The organism is Onishia niordana (assembly GCF_004798965.1).
GTDB lineage: Bacteria > Pseudomonadota > Gammaproteobacteria > Pseudomonadales > Halomonadaceae > Onishia > Onishia niordana.
The window spans coordinates 918,655-939,431 of the sequence record NZ_SDSD01000001.1 but is presented as its reverse complement, the minus strand read 5'-3'; the positions used below and the strand labels follow the sequence as shown (position 1 = coordinate 939,431).

Here is a 20,777-nt window from a genome sequence, read left to right as displayed (position 1 = left end):
GCGGCCCCATTTCATGCTTTGTTCCCGAGGCTCGAACGACATGCTCGAACTGCGAGGTGCTCCCGCCCTCTCTGACTTCCGTCATGCCAAGCTGATGGCCGCCCTGCGTACCCAGGTACCGGAGGTCGCCTCCCTCACGGCCGACTACGTCCATTTCATCGACCATGACGGCGATCTGTCCGCCGAGGAAACCGCGACCCTCGAGCGTCTGCTGGATTACGGGAGTCAATCCCCGGCCGGCACGTCCGACGGTCATTTCTTTCTGGTGGTGCCGCGCATCGGCACCCAGTCGCCCTGGTCCTCCAAGGCAACCGACATCGTGCGCAACTGTGGGCTGGACAAGATTCAGCGCCTGGAGCGCGGCGTCGCCTATCGGGTGAAGCTCGATGGAACCCTCTCCGAGGAGGCCTTCGAGGCCATCGTCGGCGTGATCCACGACCGTATGACCGAGTCGGTGCTGACCAATTCGACCGATGCGGTCAAGCTGTTCTCTCATCAGTCCCCGGCGCCGCTGGGTCAGGTCGATGTGCTGGCCAAGGGCCGTGCGGCCCTGGTCGAGGCCAACCAGGCCCTCGGCCTGGCGCTCGCCGAGGACGAGATCGACTATCTGCTCGCGTCCTTCGAGGGACTGGGTCGCAACCCGGCCGACGTCGAGCTGATGATGTTTGCCCAGGCCAACTCCGAGCACTGCCGGCACAAGATCTTCAATGCCGACTGGGTGATCGATGGTGAAGCGCGGCCGCGCTCGCTGTTCAAGATGATCAAGAACACCCACGAGTGCTCGCCAACGGATACCCTTTCGGCCTACAGCGACAACGCCGCGGTGATCCGCGGCAGTGAGGCGGGGCGCTTCTTCGCCGCGCCGCTGACCGGCAAGGCGGGCGAGCGGGCCACCTATGCAAGCCATCAGGAACCGATCCAGATCCTGATGAAGGTCGAGACGCATAACCACCCGACCGCCATCGCCCCGCATCCCGGCGCGGCGACTGGCGCCGGTGGTGAGATCCGCGACGAAGGCGCCACCGGTCTCGGTGGCAAGCCCAAGGCCGGTCTGACCGGTTTTTCCGTCTCGAATCTGCGTATCCCTGAGTTCGTGCAGCCCTGGGAAGCCTTCGACTACGGCAAGCCTGGGCGCATTCAGTCGGCGCTCTCGATCATGCTCGAGGGCCCGATCGGTGGTGCTGCCTTCAACAACGAGTTCGGTCGCCCGAATCTCGCCGGCTACTTCCGCACCTATGAGCAGGATGCGCTGGGCGCCGGCGGCATCGAACGCCGCGGCTATCACAAGCCGATCATGCTGGCCGGTGGTTATGGCAACGTGCGTGCCGGCCACGTCGAGAAGGGCGAGATCCCGGTCGGCGCCAAGCTGATCGTGATGGGCGGCCCCGCCATGCTGATCGGCTTGGGCGGCGGTGCGGCCTCTTCCATGGCGTCCGGCAGCTCGAGCGAGGATCTCGACTTCGCCTCGGTGCAGCGCGACAACCCTGAGATCGAACGCCGCTCCCAGGAAGTCATTGATCGCTGCTGGTCGCTGGGTGAGCAAAACCCGATCTGCTTCATTCATGATGTCGGTGCCGGCGGTCTCTCCAACGCGCTCCCCGAACTGGTCAAGGACGGTGGTCGTGGCGGTGTCTTCGAGCTGCGCGCGGTGCCCAACGCCGAGCCGGGCATGAGCCCGCTGGAGATCTGGTGCAACGAGGCTCAGGAGCGCTACGTGCTGGCGGTGCCGCCCGAGCAGCTAGAGACCTTCGAGGCCTTGTGCGAGCGTGAGCGCTGCCCCTTCTCGGTGGTTGGCGAGGCCAGTGAGGCACATCATCTTGAGGTCCGCGACGGCCACTTCGATACCAAGCCGGTCGATCTGCCGATGAGCGTGCTGTTCGGCAAACCGCCCAAGATGCAGCGCGAGTTTCAGCGCGAGACGCGCGAGATGCCGGGCATCATGCTCGACAACCTGGACCTGCGTGAGGCGCTGGACCGGGTGCTGCGCCTGCCGGCGGTGGCCTCCAAGAGCTTTCTGATCACCATCGGCGACCGCTCGATCACCGGGCAAGTGGCCCGTGACCAGATGGTCGGTCCCTGGCAGGTGCCGGTCGCCGATGTCGCCGTGACCACCGCAAGCTTCGACACCCATCAGGGCGAGGCCATGGCGATGGGCGAGCGGCCGCCGGTGGCGTTGATCAACCCCGCTGCCAGCGCGCGCCTGGCGGTGGCCGAGGCGATCACCAATCTGGCCGCCTCGCCGATCGAGAAGCTCTCCGATATCAAGCTGTCCGCGAACTGGATGAGTGCCGCTGACCATACCGGCGAAAACCAGGCGCTGTATGACGCCGTGCACGCCGTGGGCATGGAGCTGTGCCCGGCACTGGGCATCGCCATTCCGGTCGGCAAAGACTCGATGTCCATGCGCACCGCCTGGCAGGACGAGGACGGTGAGGACAAGAGCATTACTGCACCGCTGTCGCTTGCCATCACCGGTTTTGCGCCGGTTACCGATGCGATGCGCACCCTGACCCCGCAGATTAACCTGGAGCAGGACGAGTCCGACCTGATCCTGATCGACCTGGGTGCTGGCCGGAATCGCCTTGGCGGTTCGGCGCTGGCCCAGGTCTATGGCCAGGTGGGTGACGATTGTCCGGACGTCGACGACCCCGAGGATCTGAGGGCTTTCTTCAGTGTCATCCAGGGGCTGAACGCCGATGGCCAGCTGCTGGCCTATCACGACCGCAGTGACGGCGGCCTGATCACCACCCTGCTGGAGATGGCGTTCGCTTCTCACGCAGGCCTCGAGATCAAGCTCGACTGGCTGGTTGATGAGCCGGTTGAAGCGGTGGATGCGCTGTTCAGTGAAGAGCTCGGTGCGGTGATCCAGGTCAACCGCCACGACACTGAAGCGGTGCTTGCCCAGTTTGCGGCCGCCGGTATCGACACCTGCGGTGTCATCGCGCGTCCGCGCTATGACGACCAGGTACGTGTCACCCTGTTCGAGGAGCCGCTGCTCGAGACTACCCGCCAGCTGACCCAGCGTGCCTGGAGCGAGACCAGCTATCGCATGCAGGCGCTGCGCGACAATCCGGAGTGTGCCAAGGACGAGTTCGACAGCTTGCTCGATGCCCGCGACCCGGGCTTGTCGGCGACCCCGAGCTTTGATGTTGATGAAGACGTAAGCGCCCCCTACGTGAACCTGGCTCGCCCGCCGATGGCGATCCTGCGTGAGCAGGGCGTCAACGGCCACGTCGAGATGGCGGCCGCCTTCGATCGCGCCGGCTTCGAGGCGGTGGACGTGCACATGAGCGATATCCTCGCTGGCCGTGTCGGTCTCGATGAGTTCAAGGGGCTGGTCGCCTGTGGCGGCTTCTCCTACGGCGATGTGCTGGGCGCCGGTGGCGGCTGGGCCAAGTCGGTGCTGTTCAACGAGCGTGCCCGCGAGCAGTTCGCGAGCTTCTTCGAGCGTGAGGACAGCTTCTCGCTGGGCGTGTGCAACGGCTGCCAGATGCTCTCCCAGCTCAAGGAACTGATCCCCGGTGCCGAGAACTGGCCGCGCTTCGCTCGCAACGAGTCCGAGCAGTTCGAGGCCAGGGTGTCGATGGTGCAGGTCGAGAAGAGCCCCTCTATCCTGCTCGCCGGCATGGAAGGCTCGCGTCTGCCGATCGCCGTGGCTCACGGCGAGGGCCGGGCCGAGTTCCGCGATGCGGGCCACCTGCGCGCCATGCAGGGTAGCGATCAGATCGCGATGCGCTACGTCGACAACTACGGCCAGGTCACCAGCCGCTATCCGGCCAACCCCAACGGCTCCGCCGCGGGTATTACCGGTCTGACTACCCCGGACGGACGCGTCACCATCATGATGCCGCACCCGGAGCGGGTGGCCCGCGCGGTGACCAACTCCTGGCGCCCGGCCGAGTGGACCCAGGACGGTGCCTGGCTGCGCCTGTTCCGCAACGCCCGCGCTTGGCTTGGCTGAGTGGATACCGGCCCGACCTAGAGGCCAACGTAAGACCAGAAAGCGCCGCCCCGAGGGGGCGGCGCTTTTTTTGTGGGCGGACTGGGCCCAGACGCGGTGAGGCTCAGTCGCGCCGGGTCGGCGAGGCGATGCCGAACAGGGTGCAGTAGACCACCGGCAGCACCACCAGCGTCAGCAGGGTCGCCGCGCCGAGACCGAAGACGATCACGATCGCCATGCTCGAGAAGAAGGCATCCGGGAACAGCGGAATCATCCCCAGCATGGTGGTGATGGCGGCCATTGCCACCGGTCGTACCCGGCTCACCGCGGCCTGCATGACCGCCTGGTAGCGGTCGGCCTGGTGGTGAAGCTGCACATTGATTTCCTCGACCAGCACGATGGCGTTCTTCAGTACCATGCCGATCAGGCTCAGGGTGCCGAGCAGGGCCATGAAGGTGAAGGGGGCACCCAGCAGTACCAGCCCCGCGACAATGCCAATCAGGGTCAGGGGTACGATCGACCAGATCGCCAGCGCCTGGCGCAGGTTGGCGAACAACAGCACGGTGATCACGAACATGCCCAAAAGCCCCAGCGGCAACGATGAGAATAGCGCCTGCTGCGCCTCTCGAGAGGTCTGGTACTCGCCACCCCACTCCAGCCGATAGCCCGGCGGCAGGTCGATGGCTTCGACCTCGGGGCGCAGGCGTGAGAGCACGCTGGCGGCGGTCTCGCCGGACAGTGGCATCGGCTCGGCGTAGACCGCCAGCATCCGTTGCCGGTCGCGCCGCTTGATCAGCGGGTCCCGTTGTTGGGTCGTGAGCGGGCCGAGCACCGTGCCCGCAGACACGTAGCTAGACTGTTCGTCGCTCCAGACGTTGAGGGCATGAAGGTCATCCAGGTCGTGTCGCTCTCGCTCTTCGGCGCGCAGCAGGATGGGGATCAGTTCGCTGCCCTCGCGGTAGACACCGACCTGCTCGCCGTCGTTGTTGATCAGCAGCGCGCGGTGCAGGGCGTCGCGGGTCACGCCGACGCGCCGAGCCTGCTCGTCGAGGAAGGCGGGCTCGATCACGCTGACCCGGTTGCTCCAGGACAGCCGCACGCTGTCGGCCAGTGGCTCGGCCTCGAAGACGCCGCGCACCTGATCGGCGAGACGCCTGAGTACCTCGGGGTCCGAGCCATAGAGCCTGGCCTCCAGGCTGGCCTTGGAGGAGGGACCGACCTGCAAGGGCTTGACCTTGTACTGGACGCTCGGAAAATCGCGGCGCAGCAGGCGGATGACCTCTTCCATGCGTGCCTCCCGGCTGTCGCGGTCGGCGGTCTCGACGATCAGCTGGCCGAAGCTCGCATAGCTGTCCTCCGGAGAATAGGTGAGGGTGAAGCGCTGGGCGCCGCCGCCGATCACGCTGGTCACGTTCTCCACGGCGTCCATGTCGAGCACCGCCTGTTCGAGGCGCGCTACCCGGTCTTCGGTTTCCAGCACGTCGGTGCCCTCGGGCAGCCAGGCATCGACGAAGAAAAGCGGCGTGGTGGCGTCAGGAAAGAAGGCGTTCTTGACCTGGCCGAAGCCCGCCAGGGCGGTGGCAAGTAGCACCACCGCCAGTGCGAGGGTCAGCCAGCGCAGCCGGATGGCACCGGCCAGCAAGCCGCGGAAGGTCACGAACAGCAACCCGCGGTAGGGGTCAGGGCTGTCGCCGTCGCTCGCGGCGGGCGCCTCGCTAAAGAACAGATCGAAGAAGAAGGGCGTCAGGGTCAGGGCGGTGATCCAGCTCAGCAGCAGCGAGTAGCACAGCACCCAGAACAGTGAGCCGACGAACTCGCCGGTGGCGTCCGGCGACAGGCCGATCGGTGCGAAGGCGGTGATGGCGATCACGGTGGCGCCGAGCAGCGGCAGGCGGTTCTGGCTGACCACCTCCAGCGCCGCCTGGCGCTTGGTCTTGCCGCGCTTGAGGCCGATCAGCATGCCTTCCGTGACCACGATGGCATTATCCACCAGCATGCCCAGCGCGATGATCAGGGCCCCCAACGAGATCTTCTGTAGCTGCAGGCCGTGTATCGACATCATCACGAAGGTGCCGAGGATGGTAATCAGCAGTACCAGGCCCATCAGCAGGCCGCTACGCAGGCCCATGAAGATCAGCAGCACCAGGATGACGATGCCGATCGCCGCGGCCAGGTTGATCAAAAAGCCCGAGACGGCCTCATCCACCACCTTGGGTTGCTCGTAGACTGGAGTCAGGGCCATGCCGGTCGGCAGCCGGGCCTCCAGGGTGTCCAGGCGGGCACCGACCGCCTTGCCGACCTCCACCACGTTGACCCCCGACTCGAAGGCGATGCCCAACGACAGCGCGGGCTGGCCGTTGGCGTGGTAGAGCCGGCGCGGGCTGTCGGTGACGGTGCGGCGGACAGTCGCGATGTCGCCGAGCCGGATCAGGCCGTCGCCGGGGCGTCCCACCACCAGCCGCTCGAGGGCCGCCACGCTCTCGAATTCGCCGCCGGGCTGCAATGCCAGCGACCGACCATCGAGCCTCACGCGGCCGGCATCGCCGACCAGGTTCTGGGCGTTGAGCAGGTTCGCCAGCTGGTCGGGTGAGATATTGAGCGCCTGCATGCGCTCCCGGTCCAGGGCCACCTCCACCCGCTCGGCGCGGGTGCCGGCGATAGTGATCTTCTGCACACCGTCGATCAGGGCAAGCTCCCGCTGCAGCAGGTCGGCGTGGTCCTCCAGATCATGCAGGCTATAGCCTTCACCAGTGAGGTTGTAGAGCAGCCCAAAGACGTCGCCGAAGTCGTCGTTGACCACCGAAGCGCCGGCGCCGGGGGGCAGTCGGGATTGGGCATCGTTGATCTTGCGGCGCAGCAGATCCCAGTACTGAGGCATCTCCTGGGCCTGGACCCGGCTCTCGAGCTCGAGTGTGATCTGGGAGAGCCCGGCGCTGTTCACCGAGCTGACTCGCTTGAGGTGAGGGATCTCCTGGATGGCCTTCTCCAGAGGCAGGGTCACCTCCTCCTCGACCTGGCGCGGCGTGGCGCCCGGATAGGAGGTGCTGACCACGGCATTGCGAATGGTGAACTCGGGGAACTCGAGCTGGCCAAGGCCGAAGAAGGAGGTCAGGCCGCCGATGGCGAGCAGCAGGGCAACCATCCAGCTGATCACACGGTGGCGCAGGAAGTAGTCGACCATCTCAGAGCCCCTCTTCCTGAACCCAGGGCCGAACCTGGCGCTCGGCGTCCATGCGCTGGGCGCCGGCGGCGACCAGCCGGTCGCCGGCGGCTAGCGGGCCGCGCACCAAAAGCCCCGCTTCGGTCAGCGTGCCGGTCTCCACGGGCACTGCCTCGACGCGGCCGCGCTCCCCGCCACTGTCACTCGCGTCGCCCTCGGCGTCGGGCACATAGCGCCACACCACCGGCTGGTCGGGGGCGCTGTCGCGGGTCACCACGGCGCCGACCGGGACTCGCCAGTGGTCGCTGGCACCGCCGGTGAGGCGTGCCATGTCCAGTACCACGGTGGCGCTCATGCCTGAGAGCACGGTGAGGTCGTCGGGCTCGGGCAGTGTCAGGGTCACCTCGTAGCTCAGCGAGCCTTGGCTGACGCTGGTGTCGTGCTCCTTGTAGCGGGCCGGATAGCGGGCCTCGTCGGCACCGAAGCGCACCCAGGCTACCGGGCTGGCGCTCTCTTGGCTGGCCTCGGCGGCTTCGCGGCTGATGCGGCGCACTTGCTGCTCGGGGAGCTGGAAGCGGACATCGATGCGGCCTGGCTTGTGCAGGGTGGCGATGGTCTGCTGGGCACTTACCACCTGAAAGTTCTCCACCGGCACGTTGGCGATGACACCCGCGAAGGGCGCGTCGAGCTCGGTCTGGTCGAGCCGGTCGCGGGCCTGCTCAAGGCTGGCCTGGGCGGAGAGGAACTCGGCCCGGGCCTCATCGAAGCGGGCCTGGCTGATAGCGCCGCGCTCCACCGAGTAGCGCATGCGCTCGAAGGTGGCCTTGGCCAGGTTGAAGCTCGACTGCGCGCTGTCGAGATTGCTGCTGGCGTCCTGGTCATCGAGGCGGGCGATCGGTTGGCCCTCGCTCACACGCTCGCCGGGCTTGACCAGCAGCGCCTCGAGTTCGCCGCCGATTCGAAAGGCCAGGTCGGAGCGCTCGGAGGCCTGCACCACTGCGGGGTAGCGCTTGAGCATGCCGCCCTGATCCTCGGTCAGGGTCACGAGCTTGACGGGATGTATCTGCTGTTTGGCGAGGGGGGCAGGCGCCTCGTCGCAGCCGACGAGGGCCAGGCTCAGGGTCAGCAGCAGGGCGAGTCGCCGGGCGATGGAATAGCGGGCAGTGGTCATGAGTCACTCTGAGCAAGGGGCGAGGCAGGAGGCAGGGCGATGGCATCCCATGCCATGGCGAAGGCACTATCGATGGCCTCGGGTGTTGGCGTGAAGGGCCGGCAGCTGTGGCCATGGATCAGGCTGTGAATCGGTCGGAACAGAAAGGCCTCGATCAGCTCGAGGCCCACGGGCTTGATCACTCCCGACCGCTGCCCCTGCTCGAGGGCTTCGAGCAGGGGCATCAGCCGCGCTTCGTTGCGCTCCTGCAGGGCCGGGTGCATGCGCGAGGAATGGGTGAACTGCTCGTGAAAGCGAAACAGCCGCGGTTGCTTCAGGGCCAGGGCGAACAGGGCGCGCCAGACGGTGCCCAGGGATTCGCGCAGGCCGGCCCGGGGGGCGAAGGCGGCCAGCACGGTGTCGATCAGCTGATCGCTTGCATGGAGAAAGGCGGCCTCCAGCAGGGTGTCCTTGTCGCGATAGTAGATATAGACGGTGCCGGGCGAGATGTCGGCCTGACGGGCGATGCGAGCCACCGTGGTGGCGCCGAAGCCATGTTCGGTCACCTGATGGAGAGTCGCCTCGATCAAGGCGGCCTGCTTGTGCTGGTCGCGAGGGCGCATGGCAGAGTCTCAAGGCTGATGGGAGGTCGAAAAATAAATGAATGATCATTTATTTTCAAGCGCCGACGCGGACCGGGCGCCTTTGGTAGAATGCGCCCATGACCCAAACCGCCACGCCTGCCACCGCCCCCGCCCTTGATGCGCCGACGCTGCGTCCCTATCAGCACGAGGCGGTGGCGCGTACCGTTGCGCATTTTCGCAAGAGCGACGACCCCGCCGTGGTGGTGCTGCCTACCGGCAGCGGCAAGTCGCTGGTAATCGCCGAGCTCGCACGCATCGCCCGCGGACGGGTGCTGGTGCTCGCCCATGTGCGTGAGCTGGTCGAGCAGAACCACGCCAAGTACGAGGCCTACGGCCTCTCGGCGGACATCTTCAGTGCCGGCCTCAATCGCAAGGAGGCCGGGCGCCAGGTGGTGTTCGGCTCGGTACAGTCGGTGATCAATGATCTCGATGCGTTCTCGGCGGGAGATTTCACGCTGGTGGTGATCGACGAGTGCCATCGGGTCTCGCTTAGTGAAGATGCCAGCTATCGTCGCGTGATCGGCGCCCTTAATGATGCCAATCCGCGGCTCAAGGTGCTGGGACTGACCGCCACGCCCTATCGCCTGGGGCAGGGCTTTATCTACCACCGCCACCATCATGGCATGGTGCGCGGCGATGAGGACTGCTTCTTCAAGGACTGCGTCTTCGAGCAGCCGCTGCGGCTGATGGTGCGCCAGGGCTATCTGAGCGAACCCAAGCGTATCGATGTGGCGATCGAGGGCTATGATTTCTCGGCGCTGGTGCCGAGCGTCGGGGGCAGCTTCAGCGATCAGGCATTGAATGAGGTGGTCAAGGGTGCCCGGGCCACGCCCGGCATCGTCGCCGATGTGATGGCCCGTGCCGCGGACCGCACCGGGGTGATGCTGTTCTGCTCGACCGTCGCGCATGCCGAGGAAGTGTCCGGCATGCTGCCCGCCGCCGAGACGGCACTGATCACCGGTACGACGGCGTCTGATGAACGCGAGCGGTTGATCGAGGCTTTCAAGGCGCGCGCACTCAAGTATCTGGTCAATGTCTCGGTGCTGACCACCGGCTTCGATGCGCCGCACGTGGATCTGGTCGCGATCCTGCGTCCTACCGAGTCGGTGAGTCTCTATCAGCAGATCATCGGTCGTGGTCTGCGTCTGGCGCCGGGCAAGCAGGATTGCCTTATTCTCGACTACGCCGGCAACCCCTGGGATCTCTATGCCCCGGAAGTCGCCGCGCCGCGCCCGGCCGGCGATACCGAACCGGTGCAGGTGGCATGTCCCGAGTGCGGGCATGCCAATCTGTTCTGGGGGCGCATGGACGGCGAACTGGTCATCGAGCACTTCGGCCGACGCTGTCAGGGGCTGGTCGAACGTGCCCACCCCCGCGCGAATGGCGAAAACGATCGGCAGCGTGGTGCGGCGTCGGGCGCCAATAAGGGAGCAGGCGCGGCGTCGAGCGCCTATCAACAGTGCGACTTCCGCTTTCGTTTCAAGGTCTGTGATCAGTGCGGTGGCGAGAACGACATCGCGGCCCGGGCCTGTGGTCACTGCGGTGAGCGCCTGGTCGACCCGGATGACAAGCTGCGCGAGGCGCTCAAGCTGCGCGATGCACGGGTGCTGCGAGTCAGTGCCATGCAGCTCGAAGCGGCCCGTAACGGTCGGGGCCTTCCGCGGCTCAAGATCAGCTATTACGATGAAGACGGCACATCGCTTGCCGAGTGGTTCGCACTGGAGACCTCGGCACAGCGGTATGCTTTCCATCAGGCCTTCCTCGCCCGCCACCTGAGAGCGCCGGGAACCGATTGGCGGCCGACGAACATTCAGCAAGTACTTGAGGGCGAGGCCCGGCTCAAGGCCCCCGACTTCGTGGTCGGGCGTAAGGTAGGGCGCTTCTGGCAGGTACGCGACAAGCTCTTCGATTATCAGGGGCGTTATCGCAAGGCCGAGGCTGCCGGTCCGGAGGCTTGAGGCCGGCAAGCGGTTCTCGGCGCGGCTTCGCCATCCGTCTCGTCATCCCTTTCGACGCGCATTGTGATGCCCAACGCCACGGCTGGCTTACGTTAGCGGTATGACTCTTGGTAGACTGCGCCACTTTGCCGGTCATGCGGGCCGGTTCATGATGGCAGGAGACACTCCACGGTGTGAGCGAGATAGCCGAGACGTCGCGTGACGACGAGCCAGCTGCTGCCGCCCATCAGGCGGATATCCTCGCGCGGCTGTTTGACCAGCCAATCACCGAGTTGCCGGAGGATCTGTACATTCCTCCCGAGGCGCTCAGGGTCTTTCTCGAGACCTTCGAGGGCCCGCTTGATCTGCTGCTGTATCTGATTCGTCGTCAGAACCTGGATATCCTGTCGATCGACGTGGCGGCCATCACGCGTCAGTACATCGAGTATGTCGAGCTGATGAAGGCCATGCAGATCGAGCTTGCCGGCGAGTATCTGTTGATGGCCGCGATGCTTGCCGAGATCAAGTCGCGCACGCTGCTGCCGCGTCCGCCCAAGGGGGACGACGAAGACGACGAGGGCGACCCGCGGGCCGAACTGATCCGTCGTCTGCAGGAATACGAGCGCTTGAAGGAAGCCGCCGAGTCGCTTGGCGAGCTGCCCCGTGTCGGCCGCGACTGGTTTCCGGCGACCGCCGCACTGCCCGAGCTCGAGACGCGGGTGGTGCACCCGGATGTCGAGCTCGACGAGCTGCTCGGCGCCCTGGCGGGCATCATGAAGCGCGCCGAGCTGACGCAGGATCACAACATCAGCCGCGAGGTGCTGTCGACTCGCGAGCGCATGCTCAGGATCATGGAGGCGCTGCATCATCAGCGCTATACCCCCTTCGAGGCGCTTTTCACCCTGGAAGAGGGCAAGGCCGGGGTCGTGGTGACCTTCATGGCCCTGCTCGAACTCGCCAAGGAGGCGATGATCGAGATCGTGCAGAATGCGCCGCTGTCGCCGATTCACGTTCGCGCGCGGCTCGCCGAGCCCGAGCAGGCCTATCAGCCTGACGAGGGCGAAGAGGGGGCCGAGGCGGACGAGAGCCCCTTCGCCGCCGATGACACCCATGACCGCGATGACCCTATGTCGCTCACCGATGATGAGCAGGAGTAAGCCCGCGACATGAACGAGCGCTACCCTCTCGATCAGATTCTCGAAGCGGCCCTGCTGGCTGCTGGCGAGCCGCTGTCGACGGAGCGCCTGGAGAGTTTGTTCGACGATCATGAGCGGCCGCCACGAGGCGACCTGCGAGAGGCGCTTGGCCGGCTCGGCGAGCGTCTGGAGTCTGGTGCCCTGGAGCTCGTCGAGACGGCATCGGGGTTTCAGTTACGCATTCGTCAGCGCCTGTCGCCCTGGGTCTCGCGGCTGTGGGACGAGCGCCCGCAGCGTTATTCTCGGGCGCTACTGGAAACCCTGGCGCTGATTGCCTATCGTCAGCCGGTAACCCGCGGCGATATCGAGGAAGTGCGCGGGGTCGCGGTATCCACTTCGATCATGCGCACCCTGACCGAGCGGGGCTGGATTCGGGTGGTCGGCCAGCGCGATGTGCCTGGGCGGCCATCGGTGTACGCCACGACCCGCGGTTTTCTCGATGACTTCGGTCTCAAGACCCTTGATGGTCTGCCGCCGATGCACGAGCTGAAGGACTTCGAGGCGCGCTTCAACGCGCTCGAACATGCGGCTGACGGTGGGCAGCATGCGCCGGGTGGTGTGGCCGCAGGCGCTGCGACGCATGATGCCGAGCAAGACGCCGCGGCGGCGAGCACCGACGCGACAGGCAGCGAAGGCACAGACAGTCCAGAGGCAGGCGCTGGCAATTCTGCCGCCGAAGAAGCCGCGTTGCCCGCGCATCAAGACGGGGAGAAAGCCCCTGATTCGGGCGCCGCGGCGTCCGATGATGAACACGCAACGGCCGGGACGGCCGATGCGGACCCACACGCCGGGAAGGCGTCCACGCAGGCCGGTCTTAGCTTCGCTGATCTCGAAGCACGCCTGGCCGACCGCTCTCGCCAAGCGTCGACCGTCGATGAAGACGGCCGCGCGGGAACGGATCACTCAACTGATGAGACACCCTCAGAGTCATGAACACCACAAGCGAAAAACTGCAGAAAGTGCTGGCCCGTGCCGGCTTCGGCTCGCGCCGCGAGATGGAAACCGCGATCAGTGCCGGGCGCGTCAAGGTCAACGGCCAGGTAGCGAGCCTCGGCGATCGTATCGAGTCCCGTGATCGGGTCAGCCTCGATGACCGGCCAGTCAACCTGAAGACCGCCGAGGAGAGTACTCGGCGGGTGATCATGTACAACAAGCCGGAAGGTGAGTTGTGCACCCGCAAGGACCCGGAAGGCCGTCGTACCGTCTTCGAGCGTCTGCCGCGGCTCAAGGGCGAACGCTGGGTGGCCGTCGGCCGTCTGGATATCAATACCAGCGGTCTTCTGCTGTTCACCACCGATGGTGAGCTTGCCAATCGGCTGATGCATCCCTCCACCGAGGTCGAGCGCGAATATGCGGTTCGGGTCATGGGCGACGTGACCCAGGCCCATATCAAGGCCATGGTCGAGGGCGTGATGCTCGACGACGGCCCCGCGCACTTCACCGATGTGCAGGAGTTCGGCGGTGAAGGCATCAACACCTGGTTCCATGTGGTGATCATGGAAGGCCGCAACCGCGAAGTGCGCCGCCTGTGGGAGTCCCAGGAGCTGACAGTCAGTCGCCTCAAGCGCGTGCGTTACGGCAATATCTTCCTCGATAAGCGGGCCAAAGCAGGCGAATGGACCGAGTTGACCCAGGCTGAGGTCGATGACCTCTCGACCCTCGCGGGCCTCGAGTCGCGCAAGGTGCCGGAGCTTACCCCGGATGAGAAGAACCGCTGGAGTCGCGACAAGCGTAAGCGTCGCCCGGTGCAGGGCATGCGCAAGCCGGGACCCTCACGTAAGCGCTGAAAAGCTACGAAAAAGGCTTGCCAAGACAGGGTGATACGAGTAACCTATGCGCCCTGTCGAGCGGGTCGTTAGCTCAGTTGGTAGAGCAGTTGGCTTTTAACCAATTGGTCGTAGGTTCGAATCCTACACGACCCACCATACTCGACGGCCCGGCGGCGGGTCGTTAGCTCAGTTGGTAGAGCAGTTGGCTTTTAACCAATTGGTCGTAGGTTCGAATCCTACACGACCCACCAGATTACGACGAAGCGCCCTGATCTCCTTGAGGTCAGGGCGTTTTGTTGTGCGTGTTTTTCTGTGGGACCCATTCGTGCTGGGTGCGTCAAATGTTTGGCTGCCCGTTCAGCGCAAGCCGAGAAACGACAGGATAGCCAGAACGATCACCACGGCGCCGACGATATAGACGATATTGTGCATATGCTATAGCTCCTCGTTGCTCATTATGGTTGTTGCTCGCCACGTTTTCTTGACGGTTGGGACGTTTCAGTCAGTCTCGCTGACTTCGTGGCCAATGACGCCGCCGATGGCAGCCCCGCCGAGGGTGGCTATCACAAGCGCTGCGCCTTAAGGGCGCTAAATAATGCTTTCACGATGTCAGTGTAGTTGATCTTTCGCCCCCGCCGAGGTGTAGCGGGAGGTAAGGCGTGTCAGCGGCAGGATGCAGTGCTAGAGAAAAATTGGCTGGGCATGTGACGAGGGGAAGTGGGCGGAGCATATCGCTGTCATCGTGACGTCTCTTGATAAGCACGACAACCGCCATAATTAAAGCTAAAATGAGGGCTGGGCAGGTGATGCGGGAGCCGCACCATCAGGCCCTCTGGAGCATCGGCACGTGCAGAGAGCACAGGCGTTGATGCATCTGGTGCCATGCAGGGGGAGCCCCTGCCAGTCACAGTGGTAGACACGATGACGATAATGACTTCCCGAGCCGATGTGCGAGAGCATCTGGCCCGCGCTTACTGCCCGACGCGGATACCCGCCGAGGATGAAGCGCGCATCGACGAAATCAAGCGTTTGCTGCACGAGCGAAATGCCGTGCTGGTAGCGCATTATTACACCGACGACGCCATTCAGCAGCTCGCCGAGGAAACTGGCGGCTGCGTGGCCGATTCGCTTGAAATGGCCCGCTTTGGTGCCCGCCATGAGGCCTCGACGCTGGTCGTTGCCGGCGTGAGGTTCATGGGCGAGACCGCCAAGATCCTGTCTCCTGAAAAACGCGTACTGATGCCGACGCTGGAGGCGACTTGTTCGCTGGACATTGGCTGCCCGGCTGATGAGTTCGCCGCTTTCTGCGATGCCCATCCCGATCGCACTGTGGTGGTCTATGCCAATACTTCGGCGGCGGTGAAGGCGCGCGCCGACTGGGTCGTCACCTCCTCAATCGCCGTCGATGTGATCGAGCACCTGAAGGCCCGCGGGGAGAAGATCCTGTGGGCCCCGGACAAGCACCTGGGTGGCTATATCCAGAAGCAGACCGGCGCCGACATGCTGCTCTGGGACGGTGCCTGTATCGTCCACGAGGAGTTCAAGGCCAAGGGCATCGAGGACCTCAAGTCGCTCTATCCCGAGGCCGCGGTGCTGGTGCACCCGGAATCGCCCTCGGCCGTGGTCGAGCTCGCCGATGTGGCGGGTTCCACCTCCCAGCTGATCAAGGCGGCGAAGGAGCTGCCCAATGACGAGCTGATCGTTGCCACCGACCGTGGCATCTTCTTCAAGATGCAGCAGGCGGTGCCGGACAAGACCCTCTTCGAGGCGCCGACGGCCGGACGGGGAGCGACCTGCAAGAGTTGCGCCCACTGCCCGTGGATGGCCATGAACGCCCTGGATAATCTGGCTGGCGCCCTGCGCGAGCAGAGCGGTGAAATCCAGGTGGATGATGCTCTGCGCGAGAAGGCACTGAAGCCCTTGGAGCGGATGCTCAACTTCCAGAGCTGAACGCCAGAGTTGATCGGGCGCACCGAGACGGATTCATCTGCCGCTGATCGCCTGAGGCCGACACGCTATCTGTGGTTGATCAGGCACCTGTCATTGAGAGAGTTGATACAAGAAGATCGGCCCGCACCGATGCCTCGGTACGGGCCGCTTTCTTGTGTAAGCAAAGGGTATGCGTGCGAAGGGCGGTTGTCTGACGATGGCGATGCCTGAGTCCTTGGCCCTTAGCTCTTGGCCCTTAGCTCTTGGGCCTTAATTCTGAACTCTTAGCCCTTCCACTGAGTAACGGACAAGTAACTGACACGCGCAAGAGGCGCGGCAGCCGAGATCGCCTCGCCCCGAATCAGCTATTGGAAGTCCTTGAGATCCTCACGGTAGGTCTCGAAGGCCTCGCGGCGCTCTTCGATGCGCCCGGTAATGCCGATGTCGGCCTGTCGCTTGGCCACGTCTTCGGCGATATCCAGTTGACGGATGGCCTGGGTGATACTTCCGGTCAGCTGCAGCTGTTCGGCGCGGGCAAGGTGGCTCCAGGCCTCACGATCACTGCGCCCGGCGGCCTCGGCCAGCAGGGTGAATATCTGTGGGTTTTCGGGGTGACGCTCGGCGAGGTCGCGCAGGGTGTCGAAGGCGGCCTTCGTATCCTGCTGCAACAGTGCCTCCGCCTTGATCAAGCGTGCCGGAAGATAGTCCGGCATCAGCCGTAGCAGTCGCTGGCTGCGCGAGAGTGCCTCGCCGTGCTGGCCGGCATCCAGTGCCAGCTCGGCGGCACTGGTCGGGATCAGTGACAGGTCCGGCCACTCATCCGCCAGGGTGTCGAGCGCTGAGAGGGCGCCTGCCAGATCGCCTTGTTGGGCGCGTATCAAGGCGGCCAAGTAGCGCTTGGCCGCCGGAGCAGGGTCATCCTGGGCGAGCAGGCTGGTGGCTTGCGAGGGCGCTCCCTGATGGATGTTCAGCAAGGCGCGGGCGCGCACCATGTCGTATTGAGGGCCCGTGTCGCGCAGCGAGTCGGTTCCCAGTGTCTGGGCTCGGGCCTGGATATCGCTAATGCGCGATTCGGTGAGCGGGTGGGTGAGCAGGAACTCGGGCGGATTGCCGCCTTGCAGAGCTACCTGGCGCTGCATGGCGCGAAACATCTCGACCATCGCCTGAGGGTCATAGCCGGCGTCACGCAGTACCTGAAGGCCCTGACGGTCGGCTTCCTGCTCGTAGCGACGAGAATAGGCCAGCTGGTCCTGGAAGAAAGCCGCCTGGGAGCCCATGGCGGCGGCCATGCCTGCGTCGCCGCCGCCGCCGGCAGCGATCAGCATGCCAGCCAACATTGCGGCCATGGTGGGCAGCTGGGTGGCCTCGGCCCGGGCCTTCTGGCGAGCGTAGTGGCGCAGTGACAGATGGCCCAGTTCGTGGGCCAGCACCGAGGCGAGGGCGGCCTCGTTCTTGGCGAAGGCAAATAGGCCGGCGTTGACCCCGACAACGCCGCCGGGCACGGCGAAGGCATTGAGCATCCGGCTATCGACCAGCGTGACCAGTGGCTGGCTGCCCTGGAAGCCGCTTTCCGGCAGCAGTCTTGCGATCAGGGTATCGACATAGTGCTGACTTATCGGGTCCTGCCAGAGTGGCGCCCGGGCACGAAACTGCCTGAGCCAGGTCCGGCCCAGGCGGTATTCTTCGCTCGAATTGACGCCGCTGGTGGCCGAGCCCAGCTGGGGCAGATCGAACTCCAGCGCCTGGGCCTGAGTCGTGATCACGCTGCCGGCCAGGACCAGCGCGGCGATGGCATGTCGCCAGGCCTTCCAGAGTAATGGCATGATGTTCCTTGTGCATGAGCGCTCGGGCGAGAGCGGGCCTTCTTCTCCGACCGCTACCGATCCGCTAAAGTGCCGTGTACAGAGGGCCGTCGGGCGGCCCCACTTTCATCCCCATTGTTTCGGGAGACGGCATGACCCTGCAACCAGACGACGTACTCGACGCCCGTAACCTGCCCTGCCCGCTGCCGTTGCTCAAGGCCAAGCAGTCACTTTCGCGGCTGGCAGTCGGGCAGGTGCTCGAGGTGATCGCGACCGATGCCGGTTCCTGGCGGGACTTTGAGTCCTTTATTGCCCAGAGTGCCCATGAGATGCCCGCCCGCGAGACCCGTGGCGAGGTATACCATTATTGGCTGCGCAAGGGCGAGGGGGAACGCTCGGCATGACGTTGAAGACACTGTTTTCGGGCTGGATCGAGCGCTACTTCTCGGACGAAGAGGCGGTGATCCTGCTCATGCTGCTGATCGTCGCCACTGCCGCGGTGGTGCTGCTTGGCGGCATGCTGGCGCCCTTCTTCACGGCGCTGGTGATCGCCTTCCTGCTGCAAGGCGCGGTGAACTGGCTGACTCGACGTCGTGTGCCAGGTTTCGTGGCAGTGCTGGCGGTGTTCCTGGGCTTTCTCGGCATTCTGTTGGCCATGGCGCTGGTGGTCATGCCGCTGATCTGGAATCAGCTGGTCAGCCTGGTGCAGGAGATCCCTCGCATGTTCGCCAGTGGCCAGAGTTTCCTCGACGAGATGCAGCTGCGTTATCCCAATCTGGTCACACCGGATCAGATTCAGGGCTGGATTGATGCCGCGGGCCGAGAGCTGACCCAGTTTGGCCAGCGCGCCCTGACGCTGTCACTGGCATCGCTTGGCAACCTGATGGACCTGATCATCTATCTGGTGCTGGTGCCGATTCTTGTGTTCTTCATGTTGAAGGACCGGGAGCGATTGGTGGGGTTCACGCTATGGCTACTGCCGCGCAAGCGTGACCTGATGACCCGCATCTGGCATGAAATGGATGCCCAGATCGCCAACTATGTCCGCGGCAAGTTCATCGAAATCGTGATCGTCGGCAGTAGCGGTTTCCTGATCTTTGCCTATTTCGGCCTGCCGTATTCGGCATTACTGGGCATGCTGGTGGGGCTTTCTGTGCTGATTCCTTTCATTGGCGCGGCGGTCGCTACGCTGCCGGTGGCAGCGGTCGCAGGGTTTCACTTCGGTATCGGCGAACAGTTCCTTTACGTGATCATCGCCTACGGTGTGCTTCAGGCGCTGGACGGCAACGTCCTGGTGCCGATCCTGTTCTCCGAGGCGGTCAATCTGCACCCGGTATCGATCATCCTGGCGGTGCTGTTCTTCGGCGGCATCTGGGGGTTCTGGGGGATCTTCTTCGCGATTCCTCTGGCAACGCTGCTCAAGGCCATGGTCTATGCCTGGCCGCGGGGCATTAAAGAGCACGTCGACAACCCGTTGAGTGACGAATTGCCGAGCCCCTGACGCCACCCCGTTGCTCCCTTGCCTGATGACGGGCACGGGGAGCAAAGGGAGTAAGGGCCAGAGATAATGCGCGTTAACCCGCGTGCAGGGCCTGTGCCGCTTCGAGTACCTCATCGACATGGCCCTTCACCTTCACGCCGCGCCATTCGCGGGCGAGCTTGCCCTCGGTGTCGATCAGGAAGGTGCTGCGCTCTATGCCGAGATGCTCCTTGCCGTAAAGCTTCTTCAGCTTGATGACGTCGAAGAGCCTGCAGACAGTTTCGTCCTTGTCCGAAATCAGTTCGAAGTTGAAGGCCTGCTTGGCCTTGAAGTTTTCCTGAGCCCGGATGCCGTCTCGAGAAATGCCCAGTATCACCGTGTTGGCGGCATCGAAGGCCGCCTTGTGGTCGCGAAAGTCGCCGCCTTCGGTGGTGCAGCCCGGGGTGCTGGCCTTGGGGTAGAAGTAGACTACGACCTGCTTGCCCTTCAGTTCGGACAGCGTAACGGTGGTGTCGCCGGTCGCGGTGGCGGTGAAGTCGGGGACGGGGTTGCCGATGCTGACGCTCATGGGAGTCTCCTGTGAGGTATCTGAAATCATCGTGTCTAACGGCGTGGTGACGCCATCGTAAAGCGCCGAGCCCATTGGAGGCCGGCCCTTGAAATTGTGCAAGAATTACACGTCACCGAGGCGATGCTGTAAAGGCCGTGTTGAAGGCAGCGAGGCCGAGCGGAAAAGTCCTTGCGCTGGGTTCTGTACAGGCTCTAACGGCCTGAGTACCATCTAGCCCTTGGTTTCATATCCCGATTGATTCATTAGCGCCACTATTCTGCGGCGGCTGATGCACAGGCGTTTGTAGAGGAAAGAAAATGATCACAGGCAGTATCGTCGCCCTGGCGACGCCGATGAAGGCGAACGGAGAGATCGATTGGGAAGCCCTGCGCCGCCTGGTGCGCTTCCATCTCGAGCATGGTACCGATGGCATCGTTGCCGCCGGCACCACCGGCGAGCCGACCACCATGTCCTTTGCCGAGCACTTCGATGTGATTCGCACCGTGGTGGAAGAGGTCAATGGCCGCATCCCGGTTATCGCGGGCACCGGTTCCAACAACACCACGGAGGCGGTGGAGCTGACCCGCTACGCCAAGGAAGTCGGTGCCGATTATTGTCTGACGGTGGCGCCTTACTACAACAAGCCCACTCAGGAAGGCCTGTTCCAGCACTTCAAGGCCATTGCCGAGGCCAGTGATCTGCCGGTGATTCTCTACAACGTGCCCGGTCGCACCTGCTCGGACATCTATAACGAAACCGTGCTGCGCCTGGCTGAGGTCGACAACATCATCGGCATCAAGGATGCCACCGGTAACCTGGAGCGTGCCGAGGATCTGATCGAGCGCCTCAAGGGCTCCGGTTTCATGCTCTACTCGGGCGACGATGCCACGGCTTGTGACTTCATGCTGATGGGCGGTCATGGCGATATCTCGGTGACCGCCAATGTGGTGCCGCGTGCCATGCACGAGCTGTGTACAGCCGCTGTTGCCGGTGATAGCGACAAGGCACACCAGATCAATACCCGCTTGATGCCGCTGCATACCCAGCTGGGGATTGAGGCCAATCCGATTCCGGTCAAGTGGGCGCTCAACTACATGGGCTACGCCGATCAAGGTATTCGCCTGCCGTTGACCTGGCTATCCGAGAAGTACCATTCAACGGTCAGCGAGGCGCTGCAGCTGGCTGGCGTCAGCGACGACTGAACGCCCCTCGCTGGCTGA

14 protein-coding genes and 2 tRNA genes are annotated in these 20,777 nt (G+C 64.2%); 11 read left to right on the top strand and 5 right to left on the bottom strand.

Annotated elements, in window-relative coordinates; genetic code table 11:
- The first annotated feature begins 40 nt into the window (after nucleotides 1-40).
- The gene (purL, locus tag ETC27_RS04075; RefSeq protein WP_136253665.1) at nucleotides 41-3,961 is read left to right on the top strand and encodes a phosphoribosylformylglycinamidine synthase; all 3,921 of its coding nucleotides are present in this window, start codon (nucleotides 41-43) and stop codon (nucleotides 3,959-3,961) included.
- A 103-nt stretch (nucleotides 3,962-4,064) separates the two neighbouring features.
- On the opposite strand, the gene ETC27_RS04070 is transcribed toward purL, so the two are convergent.
- From ETC27_RS04070 to ETC27_RS04060, 3 genes are read right to left on the bottom strand one after another with little or no spacing between them, the layout of a single operon-like run.
- On the bottom strand, nucleotides 4,065-7,121 hold the full coding sequence (locus ETC27_RS04070; RefSeq protein ID WP_136253664.1) for an efflux RND transporter permease subunit: 3,057 nt from the start codon (nucleotides 7,119-7,121) through the stop codon (nucleotides 4,065-4,067).
- 1 nt (nucleotide 7,122) lies between these two features.
- A complete protein-coding gene (locus tag ETC27_RS04065) occupies nucleotides 7,123-8,271 on the bottom strand; it encodes an efflux RND transporter periplasmic adaptor subunit (protein WP_136253663.1) in 1,149 nt (382 codons plus the stop codon).
- Nucleotides 8,268-8,873, bottom strand: a complete 606-nt coding sequence (locus tag ETC27_RS04060; RefSeq protein WP_136253662.1) for a TetR/AcrR family transcriptional regulator — start codon at nucleotides 8,871-8,873, stop codon at nucleotides 8,268-8,270. The genes ETC27_RS04065 and ETC27_RS04060 overlap by 4 nt, the downstream gene beginning before the upstream one ends.
- A gap of 98 nt (nucleotides 8,874-8,971) precedes the next feature.
- Here ETC27_RS04060 and ETC27_RS04055 point away from each other — a divergent pair, with 98 nt between their 5' ends.
- From ETC27_RS04055 to nadA, 7 genes are all read left to right on the top strand, one after another.
- Nucleotides 8,972-10,852 (top strand): DEAD/DEAH box helicase, encoded by a 1,881-nt coding sequence (locus ETC27_RS04055; protein WP_136253661.1) that lies wholly within the window; start codon nucleotides 8,972-8,974, stop codon nucleotides 10,850-10,852.
- Between the two features lie 173 nt (nucleotides 10,853-11,025).
- A complete protein-coding gene (locus tag ETC27_RS04050; RefSeq protein WP_136253660.1) occupies nucleotides 11,026-11,988 on the top strand; it encodes a segregation and condensation protein A in 963 nt (320 codons plus the stop codon).
- 9 nt (nucleotides 11,989-11,997) lie between these two features.
- A complete protein-coding gene (scpB, locus tag ETC27_RS04045; RefSeq protein WP_136253659.1) occupies nucleotides 11,998-12,960 on the top strand; it encodes an SMC-Scp complex subunit ScpB in 963 nt (320 codons plus the stop codon).
- Nucleotides 12,957-13,814, top strand: a complete 858-nt coding sequence (gene rluB, locus ETC27_RS04040) for a 23S rRNA pseudouridine(2605) synthase RluB (protein WP_136253658.1) — start codon at nucleotides 12,957-12,959, stop codon at nucleotides 13,812-13,814. The genes scpB and rluB overlap by 4 nt, the downstream gene beginning before the upstream one ends.
- 62 nt (nucleotides 13,815-13,876) lie before the next feature.
- Nucleotides 13,877-13,952 (top strand) — tRNA-Lys (locus ETC27_RS04035).
- Between the two features lie 19 nt (nucleotides 13,953-13,971).
- Nucleotides 13,972-14,047, top strand: a tRNA-Lys gene (locus ETC27_RS04030).
- Nucleotides 14,048-14,717: 670 nt separating this feature from the next.
- Complete coding sequence (gene nadA / locus ETC27_RS04025; RefSeq protein ID WP_136253657.1) at nucleotides 14,718-15,746, top strand: quinolinate synthase NadA; 1,029 nt, start codon at nucleotides 14,718-14,720, stop codon at nucleotides 15,744-15,746.
- A gap of 344 nt (nucleotides 15,747-16,090) precedes the next feature.
- On the opposite strand, the gene ETC27_RS04020 is transcribed toward nadA, so the two are convergent.
- A complete protein-coding gene (locus ETC27_RS04020; protein WP_136253656.1) occupies nucleotides 16,091-17,548 on the bottom strand; it encodes a M48 family metalloprotease in 1,458 nt (485 codons plus the stop codon).
- Nucleotides 17,549-17,679: 131 nt separating this feature from the next.
- On the opposite strand from ETC27_RS04020, the gene ETC27_RS04015 reads away from it, so the two are divergent.
- Nucleotides 17,680-17,931, top strand: a complete 252-nt coding sequence (locus ETC27_RS04015) for a sulfurtransferase TusA family protein (protein WP_136253655.1) — start codon at nucleotides 17,680-17,682, stop codon at nucleotides 17,929-17,931.
- Nucleotides 17,928-19,028, top strand: coding sequence for an AI-2E family transporter (locus ETC27_RS04010; RefSeq protein WP_136253654.1), 1,101 nt, complete (start codon nucleotides 17,928-17,930; stop codon nucleotides 19,026-19,028). The genes ETC27_RS04015 and ETC27_RS04010 overlap by 4 nt, the downstream gene beginning before the upstream one ends.
- Nucleotides 19,029-19,101: 73 nt before the next feature.
- Here the strand turns inward: ETC27_RS04010 and ETC27_RS04005 are convergent, their stop codons facing one another.
- A complete protein-coding gene (locus ETC27_RS04005) occupies nucleotides 19,102-19,575 on the bottom strand; it encodes a peroxiredoxin (protein WP_136253653.1) in 474 nt (157 codons plus the stop codon).
- A 299-nt stretch (nucleotides 19,576-19,874) separates the two neighbouring features.
- Between ETC27_RS04005 and dapA the strand changes: the two genes are divergently transcribed.
- Entirely contained in the window at nucleotides 19,875-20,759 is an 885-nt protein-coding gene (gene dapA / locus ETC27_RS04000; RefSeq protein WP_136253652.1) for a 4-hydroxy-tetrahydrodipicolinate synthase, read from the top strand.
- The last annotated feature ends 18 nt before the right edge of the window (nucleotides 20,760-20,777 follow it).

Bases quoted from the DNA above. Each gene is read 5' to 3' on its own strand.
- ETC27_RS04070 (WP_136253664.1), bottom strand. From the start codon at position 7,121: ATGGTCGACTACTTCCTGCGCCACCGTGTGATCAGCTGGATGGTTGCC.
- nadA (WP_136253657.1), top strand. From the start codon at position 14,718: ATGACGATAATGACTTCCCGAGCCGATGTGCGAGAGCATCTGGCCCGC.
- ETC27_RS04060 (WP_136253662.1), bottom strand. From the start codon at position 8,873: ATGCGCCCTCGCGACCAGCACAAGCAGGCCGCCTTGATCGAGGCGACT.
- ETC27_RS04010 (WP_136253654.1), top strand. From the start codon at position 17,928: ATGACGTTGAAGACACTGTTTTCGGGCTGGATCGAGCGCTACTTCTCG.
- ETC27_RS04005 (WP_136253653.1), bottom strand. From the start codon at position 19,575: ATGAGCGTCAGCATCGGCAACCCCGTCCCCGACTTCACCGCCACCGCG.
- purL (WP_136253665.1), top strand. From the start codon at position 41: ATGCTCGAACTGCGAGGTGCTCCCGCCCTCTCTGACTTCCGTCATGCC.
- dapA (WP_136253652.1), top strand. From the start codon at position 19,875: ATGATCACAGGCAGTATCGTCGCCCTGGCGACGCCGATGAAGGCGAAC.
- rluB (WP_136253658.1), top strand. From the start codon at position 12,957: ATGAACACCACAAGCGAAAAACTGCAGAAAGTGCTGGCCCGTGCCGGC.
- scpB (WP_136253659.1), top strand. From the start codon at position 11,998: ATGAACGAGCGCTACCCTCTCGATCAGATTCTCGAAGCGGCCCTGCTG.
- ETC27_RS04065 (WP_136253663.1), bottom strand. From the start codon at position 8,271: ATGACCACTGCCCGCTATTCCATCGCCCGGCGACTCGCCCTGCTGCTG.
- ETC27_RS04015 (WP_136253655.1), top strand. From the start codon at position 17,680: ATGACCCTGCAACCAGACGACGTACTCGACGCCCGTAACCTGCCCTGC.
- ETC27_RS04020 (WP_136253656.1), bottom strand. From the start codon at position 17,548: ATGCCATTACTCTGGAAGGCCTGGCGACATGCCATCGCCGCGCTGGTC.
- ETC27_RS04055 (WP_136253661.1), top strand. From the start codon at position 8,972: ATGACCCAAACCGCCACGCCTGCCACCGCCCCCGCCCTTGATGCGCCG.